Below are 17,153 nucleotides of genomic sequence, written 5' to 3'. Positions count from 1 at the left end.
TAAGGCGGCGCGGGCAGGCGCGTTGTCTTACGACAGGACCCCGCAGGTCGCTCCCCTTCCCTCACACTCTGATCCTGACCGTAGCGCATGACAGGTGCCGCCGTAGGCAAGCTGAAATAGCGGGCTGTCAGCATGTGCCATGCGAAACTGTAGACTCAATGAAAGCTACGCGTAGCAAGCGTTGGTGGTGAGCTTACTTAGCCTGGCGGGTTGATCGGGCTTTTGTGCCCGGCTTCTTCAGTGCTTTGGTCGAACGGTTTGTCTGCGGAGTGACGGGTGGGGGCGAAACGTGTCGTTGCCGGATGGTGTTCGGGGTTCCGAAATCTTCGATCAGTGCGCGCAACGGCTCCGCAACCGACCAGGCCTGGGCAAAACACCCGCGTGGATGATGCGGAGCCTCTGCATCAAAAATCTCGGAGACTTGTCCGAGGCAGCCCTCGCCGAGATGAGCTTCGAGGCCATTCAAAAATCCTCTTGCTTCTGATCGCGATTTGGCATTCCGTCCGAAACTCTTGATCCAGGCCGTCACCAGCGGGCCCAGGAGGAACGGCCAGACCGTGCCTCGATGATAGGCGCTGTCTCGTTCCAGCACGCCTCCTTCATAACGGGGACGATAGCGCGGATCGTCCGGTGACAACGTGCGAAGTCCGACCGGAGTGACGAGCTGTTTCTTCACGAGCCGGAGGATGTGTTGCGCACGATCGCGCGGGACCAGGGCGTTCCCCAGGGAGATGGCGTAGAGCTGATTGGGCCTCAAGGAGGTGTCGTTGCCTTCCGGTCCGTCGATGACGTCATACAGGTAGCCGCCTTGTTCGTACCAGAAGCGCTGTTGGAATGTGGCTACGGCTCGTTGCCGGTCAGCGTGGCATTGATCGGCGTACGATGCCTCGCCGAACAGACGGGCGAGGGTTTCTCCGACACCCAAGGCGTGCACCCATAAGGCTTGAATCTCTACCGGTTTCCCATGCCGCGGCGTGACGACCCAGTCACCGATTTTGGCATCCATCCAGGTCAACTGGGCACCGGGAATTCCCCCGGTGATCAAGCCGTCGTCATCCATTCGAATTCCGTAACGTGTGCCGCGCCGATAGCCATCGAGAATCTGTTTGATGGCCGGCCAGGCCGTGCCGCGAATACGAGAGTTATCCTGGGACGCAGCGAAGTAGCGATCAATGGCATGGATGAACCAGAGTGCCGCGTCGATCGTGTTGTACTCCGGCTGCTCGCCGGCGTCGGGAAAGCGATTCGGGATCATGCCTTCTGAGACGTGGCCGGCAAACGCCGCGATGATCTGCCAGGCGACCTCCAATCGACCGGTCACGAGACAGAGCCCCGGCAACGAGATGAAGGTATCCCGCCCCCAATCAGTGAACCAGGGATAGCCGGCGATCACTGTCTGCCGATCGCCTCGTTCGGACAGATAGGCGTCCGTGGCACGCCAGAGTGTGCCGGCCAGAGGATCGGCGGTCGGGGCAGCTTGCATGAGCCGGGTCCGACGCGCTCGCTCACGCTTGGTAAGGGCAGGGACATCGAGCCCGTCGAAGACCTCGCTGGTGAAGGCCAAGGTCTCGGTTGATCCCGGTGTGGGGCTGAACGTGAACTCTCCCGGCGACCACCAATCTTCCCTATGGTCGAGTCCGCGTTGTTGCTCGACGGAGAATTCGACTTGTCGATACCACTCGGGGGCATGGCGATACTCGCCGGAATGAAGCGCTCGTATAGGAGGGAGATCGGTATAGGGCTGCCAGGTGACGGTCCCTGCTTCGATCGAAGATTCCGTCGATAGCCTTCCATTCTCGTGATGCGTCGCGTGGTAGTCGCGCCCGCTGAGCTTCGGCCTTACGCGGAGAATCGCTCGCTGCTTCTTCTTGCCAAGCAATCTCCATCGAACGATGACGAGATCACGTCCATGGACCGTGAAGATCTCACGTTGGACGGTTGTGTTGCGGCACTCGAATGTCCAGGTTGGCCAGGGATCGGCAGTAAACCCTGTACAGAACTGATAGCCGGACGGATGGACAGTATCAGAATAGCAATTGGTGGAGAGCGGGAAGGATTGCCCATCGAGATCGAGCCATTCTTCTACCTGATTCACCAGCACGAACCGGTCGCTCGGCGGCTTGCGCGCAGTCAGTAAGAGGGCGTGATACCGGCGAGTGTTGGCACCGGCGACGGTGCCGGACGAGAATCCGCCACGCCCGTTCGTCTCGAGCCATTCGAGACTGAGTGCGCGGTCCAGGTTCTGGCAATCTTGGGCGCTGATTTTCACATCAGGCTCCTCGTTGTCAGCGCTCAGCTTCTTCATTCTCCCGACTGCTGGATCAATTTCGCGACCAATCCCGTCCATCCCGTCTGGTGGCTTGCGCCGATGCCGGCGCCGTTGTCGCCATGAAAATATTCATAGAAGGGCACGTGATTCTTCCAGTGCGGGTCGTCGTTGAATCGCGATGTTCCGCCGAGCACCGGCCTTTTCCCGGAGGCATCTTTCAGAAAAATGTGGATGAGTCGTCGGGACACTTCTTCCGCCACTTGCCAGAGTGTGGCCTGATGGCCGGAACCGGTCGGGTACTCCACCTTGTACTGGTCGCCGAGGAAGTAATGAAACTTCTGCAGGGATTCGATCAGGAGGTAGTTGACGGGGAACCAGATCGGTCCGCGCCAGTTGGAATTGCCACCAAAGAGTCCAATGCTCGACTCTGCCGGTTCGTAGTCCACCCGATGCTCCTGGCCCATCACGTTGAGAATGTAGGGGTGGTCCTTGTGATAGCGCGAGAGGGCGCGGATGCCGTAGGGCGAGAGAAATTCCTGTTCGTCGAGCATGTAGCCGAGCACGGAACGCAACCGGTCGCGGTTCACCAGTGAAAGAAAGCGCCGGACGCCCCCATCATGGGACTGCGTCTCCAGATGTTGCGAAAAATCCGGCCGGTTCTCGATGAACCACTGCATCCGGTGTTTGAAGCGCGGGAGGCTGTCGATCAATTCCGAGTCGAGCGTCTCGACTGCGAAGAGCGGAATCAGCCCGACCATGGAACGGACCTTCATGTGTCTCGTCTCACCGTTCGGCAGATGCAGCACGTCGTAAAAGAATCCGTCTTCACGATCCCAGAGTTCGATCTTTTCCCCGCCGATGTTGTTCATGGCCCGGCAGATATAGACAAAGTGTTCGAAGAATTTGCTGGCCACGTCTTCGTAGGCGCGGTTGTCCCGGGCGAGCTCCAAGGCCATGGTCAGCATGTTCAGGCAATACATGCCCATCCAGCTGGTGGCATCCGATTGCTCGATATGGCCGCCGGTCGGCAGCGGGGCGCTGCGATCGAATACGCCGATATTGTCGAGCCCCAGGAACCCGCCTTGGAAGATGTTCTTCCCGTCGGCATCTTTGCGATTGACCCACCAGGTGAAGTTCAGCAGCAGCTTGTGAAAGCAGCGCTCCAAGAAACGCCGGTCGCCGACGCCGTGGCGTTTCTTGTCGATTTTGTAGACCCGCCAGGCAGCCCAGGCATGAACCGGTGGATTCACGTCGCCCAGGGCCCACTCGTAGGCCGGAATCTGTCCGTTGGGATGCATGTACCATTCACGCAGCATCAGCACGAGTTGTTCTTTGGCAAAGGTCGGGTCGACGAGCGCGAGCGGGATGCAATGGAAGGCCAGATCCCACGCGGCATACCAGGGATACTCCCACTTGTCCGGCATCGAGATCACGTCGGCGTTGTAGAGATGTGTCCAGTCGGCGTTGCGGCCCCCGAGACGCGCGCGGGGAGGTTCTGGCATACCGGGGTCGCCTTTGAGCCAACGATTGACCTCATAATGATAGAACTGTTTACTCCAGAGCAGACCGGCGAACGCCTGGCGCTGCACCTGGCGAGCATCTTCTGAGAGCGTGGCCGGCGCGAGGCTGTCGTAGAACTCATTGGCTTCTCGAAGGCGTGCGGTAAACACCGCATCGAATTCTTGCGCGGAGAATTCCGGAATCCGTTCTTCATTCGTGAATCGCAAGCGGATCGTTTTGGTCGTACCGGGTTCCAGCCTACACGCATAGTGGGCGGCGGCCTTCGTGCCGACCTGATCCGGATTGACCGCATCTTTTTCTCCCGCCACCACATAGTCGTGGAAGCCGTCTTTCACGTACTTGGCGCCATCTTGGTCGCCATAGAGCCGCCGGGTATTCGTGTCGTTCTCCGTGAAGAGGAGCGTTGGCTGCCCCTCACAGAGTAATCGTCGTTTGCCATAGTGGTCGTGATTCGTCTCGATGACGCTCATGTGAGTGCCCGGCTCGCCCTGTTTCAGCCGCGGGCGCCGGATATCGGACCCCCAAGACCAGGTGTTGCGAAACCACATCGTCGGCAGCACGGTGAGTTCTGCCGCCTCAGGGCCTCGATTGACGACCTGGATCCTGATGCAGAGATCTTCCGAGGTCGCCTTGGCATATTCCACGAATACGTCGAAGTAGCGGTTGTCGTCAAAAACCCCGCTATCGACCAACTCAAATTCGGGGTCCTGGCGTTTTCTCCGGCGATTCTCTTCCACGAGCCGGGCATAGGGAAAGGCTGCCTGCGGATACTTGTAGAGATATTTCATGTAGGAATGCGTCGGCGTGGAATCGAGATAGAAGTAGTACTCTTTGACATCTTCACCGTGGTTGCCTTCATTGCCGGTGAGGCCGAAGAGGCGTTCCTTCAAAATGGGATCGTGTCCGTTCCAGAGGGCGACGGCAAAGCAGATCATCTGGTGACGATCGCAGATACCGGCGAGCCCGTCCTCGTTCCAGCGGTACGCCCGTGATCTGGCCTGATCGTGCGGGAAGGCCTCCCACGCGGTGCCGTGCGGACTGTAGTCTTCGCGTACGGTGCCCCAGGCCCGTTCACTCAAATACGGGCCCCAGCGTTTCCAATGGCGTTGACGCTGGGCGTCTTCATCAAGGCGCTGCTGCTCAGCGAGGAGCGGGGGGGGGATAGGCGGAGACTGACGAGGAGAGGCCATACGACTCCTTCGGTCGAAACGGTATGGAACTAGTGGACTGTAACGATTAGATCGGCAGTATCACCGTAACCATGAAAAGCGTGATGATGTGGCGCAAATGAGAGTGAATACAGCGGCATCACAGCGGCAAATTACTCTCAAATTAACTGTTACAGTCCACTAGAGTCGGCCGAATTGATCAAGTCTTACGGCAGGCTAGACCGAGTGCCAGTCGGAGTCAATCGCGATCAGGATAACGACGGATTTCCCGGCGGCGCCGAGCGTGCGGCAGCCTCATCTGAAGTCATATACGACGGCGGGTTGCCAGCTTTCATAGCGCCAACGGGAGTGTCGTCAGGCTCAGTGCCATCGCCCATCCAGGGAGATGATGAGAAGGTCTCAGGAGAGCGCGGGACGGCCAAGGGAGCGGAGGAAGCGGGTCCAGATGACCTGGTCGAGTTGCTGATGGGCGCGTATGGGAAGGCGGATAAATTCAACGCCGAACACATAGCCCCTCACCCAGCGAATCTTCGCGAGATCAATCGCCAGAGAGGGTGACTGATCAGGCATCAAGACATTGAGCCGCACATAGCTGCCGGAGAGGACGGTGCGATCGCACGAGATCGCGCAACCGGAGGCGGACAGGTCCGTCAACATGCCTTCGCCTACAAAAGGAGCCCCGCCAAATACGACGGGGTAGGTGACGGGAAAGCGATCGGTGGAGCGGGTCTGGAGAACGTGAGCCATGTGCTGCCCTGTGTGATCCACGACAGGGTAGCTGGTTGATGCATTGGAGTACTACCCCTCAGAGGAGGGGCCAGGGAGCGCGCGCTGCCGGTTAGGGGGTCTTGTGAGCAGGCTCGACAGGGTTGGGCGCAGGTTGCTCGAGACGCTCGATGACGTCTTGCTTTAATCGCGTGGGTTCTTCGATCCGGTTATCGCGTTGAATGATCGTGAGTTCTTTCGCTTTCCGTTGGCTCAACTCGGCGATATCGCTTTCGTCGCGGATCAGGTGCGGGGTAAGGAAGACAAGGAGATTGAGTTTCTCGGTTTGCTTACTCTGAAACCGGAAGAGCCAACCTAGCCACGGAATGTCTCCGAAGAACGGCACCTTGCGTTCACTGAGGGTGATGTTGTCTCGAACGAGTCCTCCCACCACGATGGTTTGGTTGTCTCTCGCGATGGTGGTGGTTTCCATCGAGCGCTTGGTGGTGGTAGGGCCGACCGGGATGGATGCGGTGCCTGACCCGATTGTCTGGGCCACGTTCTCGGCAATGGCGGTGATTTCCTGCTTGAGCTCCAGGCGGATCAGATCGTCTTCCAGCACTTGCGGGGTCAGTTCCAGCGTGACGCCGACGTCTTTGCGTTCGATGGTCACCAACGTACCCCCGGTGATGCCCTGAGCCTGTCCGGTCGGGAAAGGACGATTTTCACCGACAACGATTTTGGCTTTCTGGTTATCGGCGGCTAAGACCTGAGGCGTCGAAAGAATGTTCGTGTCGGTGAGGCTCATCAGGAGATTCAGAAACGCCCGGATGTTGACGGTGTTGAGAACGGTAACGGAACCTCCTGAGGCCACGCCGCTGATGGTTTGGGCGATGGCCGCCAGATCTTCCGGAGCGCGGTTCAATCCTCCTATGCCCTGCAAGGCTCCGGCTTTTCCCGATCCAAGAACCTGGAGCGGATCGGTGCCGATCTGCCGGAGGCGATCGACCTGCACTTCCAGGATCACGGCCTCAACAAAGACTTGTTTCCTGCGGGTGTCCAAATCGCGAATGACCGATTGGATCCGGCTATAGGCCGATTTTGTGGCACTGACTACGATGGAATTGGTGGCTTTGTCGGCAAATACTTGCACGGGAGCTTCGAATTCTGTCAGGGGACGCAGGGGTGGCCTGGCACCGGGGGCTGTTTGCGCGACCGTTTGGGAGCGAGCGACGAGGTTGGTCAGGACCGCCGCCAGGTCGGTCGCATTCGCATGTTTGAGTTTGTACACATACACACCCCGCTCAGGAGGGAGTTCTCCCATCGGCACAATCTGATAGACGCTGCCTTTGGGAACGACGGCAATCCGGCTGACTTCCAGTGCGGCCACAAACATGCTGTAGGCCTGGTCCGGCGTGACTTTGGTGGGCGAGAACACGGAGATCTTTCCGCCCAGCTTCTTGATCGCCTCATCGAGGACGAAATTCTTGCCGGTCAATTCACTGATGAAGCGAACAAATACAGGAATCTCGACTTCGTTGAAGTCGAGGGTGATTTTATTGGAAGCAGATGCGGCGGTTTCCGCATGGCTTACCGGGGGAAGCGGCCAAGCAGCGAGGGCCACTGCCACCACAAGCCAGGCATATGTTGAGGGAATGCGCCGGCGCGCATTCGGCAATCGGTCGGTCAGCACGCAGCCTCAATAAGATAGTGAGTCGATAGAAGGGAGGATCCCTTTGACATGCAAGCTATCACACGAAGGCGGGTGAGACAACCGGAGCGGGTGTTTTGAGAGGCGAGCCCCTCGGTAAAAATGAGGGTTGGATAGTGCAATGATCTCTGGCCCTGCGAGGGAATCTCTTGTGCGGCTCGTGATGTGAGGAGCGCAAACCTCAGTGAGGCCCGCTTTCTCCGTCGGTAAAGGTGGCCGGCACCACAGGGGCTTTCATTCCATTGCGAAACTCATCCGGCTGGTGTTCAGGGTTCATCCTTGTGGGTGAGGGGCAGAGTTTCCCGCGTGCCGCGCTCATGGCCAACGATTTCCCGAAATTTTCAGCCACGGCATGTTTGAGCAAGAGCCAGAGATCATCATCGAGGTCGTTGTATCCTTCGATGAGCGTAAGGAGTTCAGCTAAGGGATGGCGGCCTTGAGCCAGTGTGGTGACATCGGGGTGGAGTTCAGGGCCGGCGTGGTCGTGAATAGCTTCACGCAAGGCGCGTGATTTTGCTTGGCATTCGCTGAGGGGCGCGAAATCCGGTTGGTCGCGATGCACGAGTGAGAGCAGTCGATCGAGTACGGTCAACGCTCGCATGCGCGCCTTCTCCTGTTGCGCGCGTTTGCGTTGGGCTTCTGCGGCCACTTGCAGCAGGGCCTCAAGCTCCTTCATCGACCCGATTTCTTCCGCGGCGGCGTTCGGGGTTTCCGACATCAGTCCGACGAGTTCGATTGCCCGGGCCCTGAGGTCGGTGAAGTTCCGGCGAGAGGCGGTGATCTCTTCGATTAAACTCTCGGACGGGAGCACGCCGGTGGTCCTGACTTGCTCGGCCACTTCCGAGAGCCGTTGCCCCAGTTGCTCAAAGTTTTTTGTGACGAGAGAAAAATCCTGCAGGAGATCAGTGTGTGATGTGTCCATGGACATCCTCCCTCGGGTAAATGGTCAATCAGGTAAGACGCTGCGCTGTTCGGCATTCCTCATGTCGGAGTCCACGCGTACCAGCGCGGACTGACGGGATTACCTGATCATAGTCGTGCCGAAGAGCCAAGAATTGCGAACCAAGTGTCCGAATAAGAACAACGGAGGGATCAAATGGGAGATTGAGCCAATCGGCTGAGTGACTCAATCTGTTGGAGCGATCAGACATGCATGTGTGCCATGTGAAGGTGAAGTGCACACGACTATCCATATGAAGCCGAGCCATCATTGTCTATATGCGCCGGCCAGTCAATACATCTCTTTGATTATTATGGCTCTATCGTGCATTCCCAAACGACCCTAGATATGAAATGCATCGAGTTTGGAGCGGATAGGAGTTCGTTCTCGTTTCAGGAGAGAGCGCCTAAGACGTTCAGTAGGGGAGGTGAATGAGTGAGAGGGGTCATTCGGGCAATCAGGGTAAACCTCCACGAACGAGTGGCACGAAACCTGCGATCTCGTGCTCGCAAGAAAACTCATGACCAGATGGCGTGCGTCGATGGAATGCGCTCATGGAATGTCTGGAATCACCCGATAGATAGAGGAACGTGGGAAATACGAAGGCATAAATCATGGACTCTCAGCGGCTTCAAACAAAAGTTCAGGCGTTTGCCCATCGGCTTCTTGAGGAAGCCAATGGCGACCCTGTTCGAGCGCTCGGACTTTTGGTCCTAGTGCTGGAAGATTCTGAGCTTGAGTCGGCAGATCATGCCCATCGGCTGGTTGCGGAAGTTCGTAAGGTTCTCCTTCCTCAAGACTTTTCCGAAGTCGGTCAGCCGGTTCAGCACCTTGCCGGACCTCCATCCTGGGAAGGCGTTCAGCACTGTCTGCGTTGCGGAAAAGTATTGTGTAAGAGCACAACGGATCAAGAAGGCGGGACGACCTATCCGTCCGGATACGTCTATGAGGTAGGTCCGCGCTTTACCACAGAGGATTGTGACGATTTCGAGCCCTGCCAGTAAGGCGTAGAGTTACCCGCCCCTCACCATTGCCACGACCCTGCCGATATTGTAGGAAGGTCGGATGCCGTCCTGCCAGACTTGGGTTAGGCCGCCTCATCCTTCGCGTTGGGTTCGGCTCCACGCTGGTCCTTTACAAACACGCTTCCCTTGTGGGCTTTCGCGAGCTTTTTCAGCTCGGAGGCAATCTTGCTGACATCGCCGGGATGATCGATCGCGCGGTGGCTGTTCGTCACGACCGCAATCGATAAGCTCATCATGGGAAATTGTTCGTGATTCCCTTTCCGGTCGACGGAATCGATGTAGCCTTGCAGCCGGTCGTCGCGATCGTAAAAATCAGGAATCACCAGGTCAAACCGTTTAATCACGGTTTCGCAAATCGCGTCGATATGATCGGGGTGGCTCATAAAGACAAAGTCATCACCGCCCACATGGCCGACGAACCCTTCTACTCCGGCGAGCTCACCGACGACCGTCGTGAGAATGCGACAGGCCACTACCAGCACCTCATCACCACGGCCGTATCCATACCGGTCATTGAACGACTTGAAATTGTCGACATCAAGGTACGCCAATGCGAAGGGATTCCCGCTCTCAATGCGGGCGGTCGTTTCGAACAGGATGCTGGTGTTGCCGGGAAGCCGGGTGAGCGGATTGGCGTCCAGTGACCGGGTCAGCCGGCTCAAGCAGAGGCGCACCCGATGGACGATTTCGTCCGGGCGATAGGGGAGGCAGATATAGTCATCGACGTCGACGCTGCCCCAGTCGACATCATTGAGGCGGATGTCGCGAATCAGCACGATCAACGGCAGTCGTCCGAGAAAGGGATCGTTCTTCAGATGCCTGGTGAGAGATTCTACCGACCGGCCGCTCGTTCCTTCAGCTGCCAGGATGACATGGGGGGGATTGTGGACAAGCTCGTGCAACGCGATGGTAGTCAGATCTCCGCCAACCACCTGAAAGCCGGCTTTCGTGAGGAGGCCGGAAAGGATGGCAATTTCGCCAGGATCGTTGTGAAGAATCAGGACGCGCTGGGCGGCAGTAGACTTCGTCATAGATAGTCGTCGATCGCAAGGAATTCTTCTGAGGCTCTGGAGACGCACCCTGCCAGCGATTCCGGATCGAGCCCAACCAAATCCCAGGCCTGCCTGGAGAGGGGCGGAACCCATTCGTCGCCGGGGTTTCCGCAGGCCATGCCTTTGACAAGTACATCCGCGACGTGCACGACGGCTGTTTGCAGCTGGGCATCCTGTGCCGCTCCCGGTTGGTGGTGGAAGAGAATCGGTTCTCGGAGCGTGGCCGGCAGGTGCCATGCGTTGGCCAGCCAGCCGCCGACATCGGCGTGAGAGACCTCGTACAGATCCTGTTCGACGTGCATCATCGGGCGATCGCCGGATGGATTGGCGGCCCTAATCTTTTTCCCCACATCCGGCCATTTCACATACAGAATGACTTTGCCGATGTCATGAAGCAATCCCGCGACAAAGACTTCTTCGACATTTTTCATTTCCAACCGTTTACCCAGGAGTTGCGCGGTAATCGCGACACCCAATGAATGCCGCCAGAGCTGACCAAGTCCGGCATCTTTCATGATGTCGTGCGCAGTCGCGCAGAGGGTCAACCCTTTGACCACGTTGAGTCCCAACACGACGACGGCGTGGGGGACCGACGCGATGCGTGATGGGAATCCGTAAAAGGGTGAATTGGCTAGTCGCAACACCTTTGCCGCGAGGACCTGATCTTTCTCGATCAAGGAGCCGATCTCTTCTGCGGACACGTTCGGCCGTCCGATCATGGAGGCGAGCTTTTGCACCACGTGCGGCAAAGTCGGCAAGTCCCCAAGTTGCTCAATGCGGTTTCGAAAGTCGGTCGCCGCTGATGGACTCATGACGCAGGCGCCCCTTTCTCGAGATCGGCGGTTCCATGAGTACTGTGAAGATGCTCACGCAGAGCCGAGAGAATGGTCTGTTGAAGCGGATCCTGGCATACGTGTCGAAATCGATGCTCCAGCTCGACTTCCAGCTCCGCCAGCGTTTTGCCCCCGGCCGAGCCAGCCTCGCCCTCAATAAAAACGGATGGGAGGTCCAGCTTCTTGAACCGTGCGATCATCACCTCATCCAGGATAGCCCCTTCAGCAACCACAGGTAATCCGGCTGAGTTGGTGATCGGCTTCGCGAGGACCATTCCCGGCAACAATTCGGTCAGTATCACTCGTTTCATCAGAAGACTCTCCGCGTCCCGGCGTCGTCAATTCACTCCTGTCCTCCCAGGGCAAGGAAGCAAGAGAGAGGAGCGAGACACATCCGCTCCGTGCCTCTCATATCGGATCTTTTGCTCCATTTCTGAAGGTTTGCGCTGCTTCCGTTCTATTGACGCTTCAAGGCTTCTGGGGAACGACGTGAGGATGGCACTCAGCGCGTGATTCGATGATCGAGCACGTGCGGATGAGTCATAGTGACCAGTCTTAGCCGAATTCTGCTGTTCCGTTCAAAAATGACGAATCGATCGAGAGCCGTCGAGGGAGAGGTTTGGCAAATTGTCAGTAATTCAACGGGTTGCACATAGGGCCTTAGGGCGTAGAGAGGGCACCTAGCTTGCAGTCTCGTGAGCGGTTTGACCTTCATATGCGGAATGATCACCGAGTATCTACGATTGGTACAAATCAGCCATCGGTGCGGCTTATAACCCTGTTGTGATCTGCTAGAGTTACTATCGTGCGTGCTGATAAGAAAACTCCACTCAAAGCCGACAAGAAGATTGCGTCCCGTAGTCACAAGCGGGGCGTGATCGGGTATAGCAAGAAGTCCGCTCTTCTCGAAGACGCCATTACCCAAATGAATGCGGGGAAGTATGGGCGGTCGTCAGCCGCGCTGAAAGAATTGCTGGCGCTCGATCCTGCGAATATGGAGGCGCGCCGGCTGTTCGCCACGCTTCATCTTCGATTGGGGAGCCTGCTCCCGGCGAGGCAGGCCTTCGAATCACTGGCGAACGAGGCGCTTGAACGGCAAGACTACTGGCTTGCTGAATCGTTACTCCGCGAGTATCTCGCAGCCGGTCCCCGGTGTGTGCCATTCATTGAAAACCTGGGGTCGGTATACCAGGAAAAGGGCGATGCGCTCGCCGCGTCCGAAGAGTTTGCCAAGGCCATCGACATTCTTATCGAAGATCCTGACCCTGACCGTCCTGCCTTACCCACTGAGCTGTATGCCAAGATTCGGGAGCTAGCCCCGGCTAGTTCTCCTGCATTCCGTCTCGCATCACTCTTCGACGCGCAGACAGGAGAGTTAATTGCCCGCGCGGCGGTTGCGCCGAGCTCGAATCCGGAGGAGATGCTAGCGCCGCCTGTGGCGATGGAACCATCGGAGTCCACGACATCGAATCTATCGACCGCGATGTCTGATCCGGTTTCCGGCGTCATGCCGTGGGATGATCTCCCAGCGGGTACTTCGGTATTGCCAGCCCAGAGCTTCCAGCCTGAGAGCCCAGATCAGGTCGCTTCATCGACAGCTGAGTTGCCCGCAGCATCGGAGGCTTCTCCACTTGCGGACGAGTCATTCGCTCTGCGGGACGGTTCCATTGATCAGGTTCCGGCAGAGCTGAGCGTCAGTCCATCTTCCCAAGGTTCGAGCAGTGAGAGCTCAGCCCCGATTACCCATCAAGGCGCAGCGTCCACCGGATTTTCGCTAACGCATGAGGAGATGCCTGCTACGACTATTGCGTCGCCGGGTTCGGAGTGGGGTGCGGCTTCTCTCCCGATATCGCAAGCTTCTTGGAACACGGATTCGAATGAGGCAACGAGCGTGGCTGATGTGGTGCAGCCTCCTCAATCGGATGTGTCCATTACGTTGCCGAGTCCTACCTCGGATGCTTTTCCCGCTCCTTTGCCCTGGGAGCAGGTTCAGGAAGCCACGGTTGCGATTTCTCAACCGGACGGGGAATCTCTCTCGGCGGGTTTCCAGGGCGTAGAGTCCGCCTCCTCGGTCTCACCGGAAATCGCACCAATCGAGGTCGGGTCTTCTGATGAGTCAGGCGAGAAGCAAAAAGAAGAGTCTTCACTACTGGCTGGGACGGGGACAACCCTCTCGTTAGCCACAACAGAAGAATGCTCACCGGATGTGGCTTGGTCGGCACCGGATGTGGTGGCTACTGAGCCGCCGAGTTCTTATTCGCCTTCACCAGAGCCATCGCAGACGATCTCTGCCTCGGGGGAACCGCAGTCAGATGTGCTGACTGAATCTGTGCCTTTGCCCATGCCATGGGAACAGATACAGGAATCGCCGGTCAGTATTGAAGGATTCACTCAGGAGTCCATCGCTCTGACCGGAGCGACACCGGATCCACTCTCGACTCAACTCCAGGAAGCCGTTCCTTCTGTAGTCGGCGATCAGGTTATATCTGCGGCTATCGCGAGTTCTCCCGAGCCTGGCGGTCTGGAGTCGCGCCACGCGTCCTTCCTGCCGGACGATGTGCTGTCTTCGCCGGAGAGTCTCGCTGCTTCCGAGCCGAGCCCGAAGACGAAGATCGGTGAGTTTTCGTGGGCCTCAATTTTCAATAGTGCTTGGAAGTTTGGCTCGTCGTCTCCGGCCCCGCACGACTCCCTCCAGCATTCTTCGCCGGTTGAACCGCCTGAGGTTGCAGAATCGGCCATATCCCAAGAGGCCGTGGGTACTCCTGTCCTGCACGAGGAACAGACGCCGGCTGTCTCCCCGGGTGCGATGTCGGAATCGATGCCGATGCCTGGGGATCAGATTCAGGATGCGCCGATTGCGATCCCGTTCGCTGATAGTGCCCTGAGCACATCAGGGGAGTCTCTGGAGGAGTGTATTGCTGCGCCCGTCGAGCTTTCCGAAGAAGTAGTCGCTCTGGAAGTACCAGCGGTGGTTCCGGTCATTCAGGATGAACAAACGGATGTGGTCGCCTCTGAGGAGACGTCAGAAGCCATGCCAGCATCTGCCAGCCTGGCAGAGCCGGCGGTCTCGTCCATGCCTTGGGATCAGGCCGAGGATACACCTGCTCCGATCTCATCCGTTGACAGTGCCATGGGTTTAGCCGTGGAGCCGCTGGTGGAGTCACCAGCGATGCCGGTTGAGTCCATTAGCATTCTTGACGACGCAGCCGCTCACGATGCTCCGCAAGTCATTGCTCCGGTCGAAGCGCCGGCAGTATCGACAGCTGTTGTGGTCGAGGAACCTCGGTCTCTCGAGGTTGCGCAAGTTGAGTCGGCAGAGGTTGCGTTTCGCTTCAAGGATTCCACTCGCGCCGGCGCGGAGCCGACGGCAGTCAGTGAGAGTCTCCAGGCACAACCTCAGGCGTTACCAGATGAAAAGCTGATCGACTCACAACCAGCTGCGAGCTCGTCACTGGCCGATGACCGTTTACCGGTTCATTCCGAGGAGTTTCGAATCGTCTCACCGGCAGAACCGTCGCCCCTGGTTCAAGAGTCGGTCAAGCCGGACGCGCCGGTTTCGAGTGCAGCGCCGGCTCTTGCAACCGCGCCCTCTCCGGAATCGGTTCCGCCAGTGTTGCCGCACGAGTTGTTACCGGTACTACAGACGTTGGTTGACCAACTGTCGGTGGTGACTAAAACCATTCCTGCGATCTCTGCAGAGACGAAATCCTCTGAGCTTGTTTCGCGCGACCAGGAGGTCGTTCCAGAGGCCGCATCCTTACGAGAGCCATCAAAGGCGCCAAGTTCGGCGGAGCTTGCGGCGAATCCCTCCTCAGCGCAGATGCCTCCGACTGAAGAGGGCCCCCCGTCGCAGTGGAAGACCGGCGATGTGGCGGTTCACACTCATCGCCCTTCAGCCAAGAAGCGAAAACATTCGATCGAGCCAGCCTCCGAGGCCCCGGCCGTCATACCTCCAGCCGACGAATCACCGGCAGTCCCCGCTGATTCGGTCCCCCATCTGGCGTCGACGGTCGTCGAAATGGCGGTGCCGGCTCCTCCAGCCGCTCAGGAAAAAGAGGAGTGGGTCCGAACCGGTGAGGCCATTCGGTTCATCGATCCGGTTGTCGCCGAGCCCGTTCACCTGATGCCGCCACCTCCTTCTGCGTCGCATGACGAATGGCCGACGGTCTCTGTCCCGTCTACGGCTGCGTCGGCCGTCGATGTGCTCTTCCAGTCATCGGGCCGTCATACGCGAACTGAGGCGACTGAGCGAACGGCTGCTCTTAAACTACGTCCACGGTTGAGCGCGAAGCTGGCACGCGTTCGTATTGGCCTGTCGGTGTTCATCGGTTCCTGCTTCTCGACGACGCGTGCGCTCGTGACGTCGATAGTAGGTCTGGCGGTATTGTCTGTGGCGATCGTGGCAATGGCCATTGGGGCCGTGGGTCTGACCTGGTTGGTGATGGAAGAAAAACCGAGCCCGGCATTTCAAAGTCTGACGACGTCACCTCAACGCGCCATGATGGATTCCGGCAAAAACGGATACCTGCTCCTGCTCGGATTCGAGGCGGATGCCACGGCGGATCCGGTTCAGGCAGGGTACGAGCGAAAACCGGATGCCAAGGATGGAGGGATGGCCGCGGTCTGCCATGGTGAAAATGAGGGCATGGCCGGAGCCAATCAGAAAAACGCGTCTGCGAGTGTGGCGCAGGGTTGGTACAGGTCGGCAGATCCAGCCGGGCAGTTCAAGGTCCAATCGGACAGCCTGAAAGGCTGGACGAGTCAGGCGACGGTGTCCCTCGGCCGTTACCGGCAATGGCTCAAGATGCCGTTTGAGGATTGGGGGCATGGTCAGGCGGTGACACCGCCCTGTGCGGCGATCCTCTTTGCGCATCGGCTGCATGTGGCGGAAGGTTTTAGCCAAGGGGCTATTCCCGAGGCTGGAGTTGAGCGGCTGGAAGGTGACATGGAAGCCTGGCGGACCACGCTCAGCCAGGCGAAGACCCTTCCGGTCAAGATGATGGCGCTCCAGGCGATCAACGATGATATTGCGGTTGCCTCCGGGCTGCTGGTCAAGCCGGACTTCGATGGCAAGGCGCTTCCTCGGATCACGAAGATGCTTCGCCCGCTCGATCCGGTTGAGTCGTCGATGCGATGGCCGATGCAGAGTCAGTTGGTCTTGGCGACCAAGTCGTACGGGGCACAACTCGATGCTGACCGGGGTGAGGACGTGCCGCTCCATGTCAGCGTGGCCAGCATGCTTCCGCTGCCGAAACAACGACGATTCAACGACTACGCTGAATACTATGAAGCGTCATATAAGGCCGCCGGAGAAGGTCGGTATGGCGCCATGCCAAAGCGCTCCACGTATATCAAGCATCCGGCGACCAGCGTCATGGACTATGTGACGAATCCGATTGAAAACATCATCGGCATTGATCCGCTTCCGGCATGGGATCACTACAATGGCTTGGTTGTCGACACCGATGCGCATCTCCGCCTGGCGAGCCTGCAAGCCTGGCTACGACGTGGTCCGCAGGATGCCGATTTGCTGGCGCGGATCGCTAAAGCCGGTCAACGCTTTTATGATCCCTATACGGGCCTTCCGATGTTGGTCAATCTCAGGAGAGGGGTCATGTATAGCGTGGGCCACGATGGTAAGGACCAAGATGCGGATCCGCAGCAGGACGTCGTCGTCTCCATTCCTCTTAATCAACCTGCTCCCCTCAATCAACCTGCGGCAGCTATAGCCAAGCCTGCTCCGAAGTCGAGGTAGTCTCACCGGTATCCCCATGTCCCTGTCCAGTCGAGACGCTGTTGACTGCCACGGTCACGTGGCCAGTCGATGTCAACCCACGGCCCCTCAAGACGTTCAGATGAACAGGCGGCTCTCTCCGACTGGGAGTCGCGTGGAACGCACGTCTTGACCTGGAGGGCAGATCGCATGAC

Annotated in this window: 10 protein-coding genes; 2 read left to right on the top strand and 8 right to left on the bottom strand. The window is 58.2% G+C overall.

Annotated features, from left to right (window positions below; translation table 11 throughout):
• Positions 1–193 precede the first annotated feature (193 nt).
• From Q8N04_17490 to Q8N04_17470, 5 genes are all read right to left on the bottom strand, one after another.
• The gene (locus Q8N04_17490) at positions 194–2,305 is read right to left on the bottom strand and encodes an amylo-alpha-1,6-glucosidase (GenBank protein MDP3092471.1); all 2,112 of its coding nucleotides are present in this window, start codon (positions 2,303–2,305) and stop codon (positions 194–196) included.
• Positions 2,302–4,980 (bottom strand): glucosidase, encoded by a 2,679-nt coding sequence (locus Q8N04_17485; GenBank protein MDP3092470.1) that lies wholly within the window; start codon positions 4,978–4,980, stop codon positions 2,302–2,304. Before Q8N04_17485 ends, Q8N04_17490 begins: the two co-directional genes overlap by 4 nt.
• Positions 4,981–5,358: 378 nt before the next feature.
• Complete coding sequence (locus tag Q8N04_17480; GenBank protein ID MDP3092469.1) at positions 5,359–5,706, bottom strand: PilZ domain-containing protein; 348 nt, start codon at positions 5,704–5,706, stop codon at positions 5,359–5,361.
• A 91-nt stretch (positions 5,707–5,797) separates the two neighbouring features.
• Entirely contained in the window at positions 5,798–7,357 is a 1,560-nt protein-coding gene (locus Q8N04_17475; GenBank protein ID MDP3092468.1) for a secretin N-terminal domain-containing protein, read from the bottom strand.
• Positions 7,358–7,556: 199 nt separating this feature from the next.
• Positions 7,557–8,297: a hypothetical protein gene (locus tag Q8N04_17470; GenBank protein MDP3092467.1), complete on the bottom strand. Its 741-nt coding sequence runs from the start codon at positions 8,295–8,297 to the stop codon at positions 7,557–7,559.
• A gap of 632 nt (positions 8,298–8,929) precedes the next feature.
• Here Q8N04_17470 and Q8N04_17465 point away from each other — a divergent pair.
• On the top strand, positions 8,930–9,319 hold the full coding sequence (locus Q8N04_17465) for a hypothetical protein (GenBank protein ID MDP3092466.1): 390 nt from the start codon (positions 8,930–8,932) through the stop codon (positions 9,317–9,319).
• 83 nt (positions 9,320–9,402) lie between these two features.
• Here Q8N04_17465 and Q8N04_17460 read toward each other — a convergent pair whose 3' ends face one another.
• From Q8N04_17460 to Q8N04_17450, 3 genes are read right to left on the bottom strand one after another with little or no spacing between them, the layout of a single operon-like run.
• On the bottom strand, positions 9,403–10,371 hold the full coding sequence (locus Q8N04_17460) for a diguanylate cyclase (protein MDP3092465.1): 969 nt from the start codon (positions 10,369–10,371) through the stop codon (positions 9,403–9,405).
• Entirely contained in the window at positions 10,368–11,204 is an 837-nt protein-coding gene (locus tag Q8N04_17455) for an HDOD domain-containing protein (protein ID MDP3092464.1), read from the bottom strand. Before Q8N04_17455 ends, Q8N04_17460 begins: the two co-directional genes overlap by 4 nt.
• The gene (locus tag Q8N04_17450) at positions 11,201–11,536 is read right to left on the bottom strand and encodes a hypothetical protein (protein MDP3092463.1); all 336 of its coding nucleotides are present in this window, start codon (positions 11,534–11,536) and stop codon (positions 11,201–11,203) included. The genes Q8N04_17455 and Q8N04_17450 overlap by 4 nt, the downstream gene beginning before the upstream one ends.
• Before the next feature lie 494 nt (positions 11,537–12,030).
• On the opposite strand from Q8N04_17450, the gene Q8N04_17445 reads away from it, so the two are divergent.
• Entirely contained in the window at positions 12,031–16,980 is a 4,950-nt protein-coding gene (locus Q8N04_17445) for a hypothetical protein (GenBank protein ID MDP3092462.1), read from the top strand.
• Positions 16,981–17,153 lie beyond the last annotated feature (173 nt).

It is taken from the genome of Nitrospira sp., from assembly GCA_030692565.1.
Taxonomy (GTDB): domain Bacteria; phylum Nitrospirota; class Nitrospiria; order Nitrospirales; family Nitrospiraceae; genus Nitrospira_D.
Note: the sequence above shows the minus strand (reverse complement) of the source record. Positions and strands in the feature narration are given on the sequence as shown.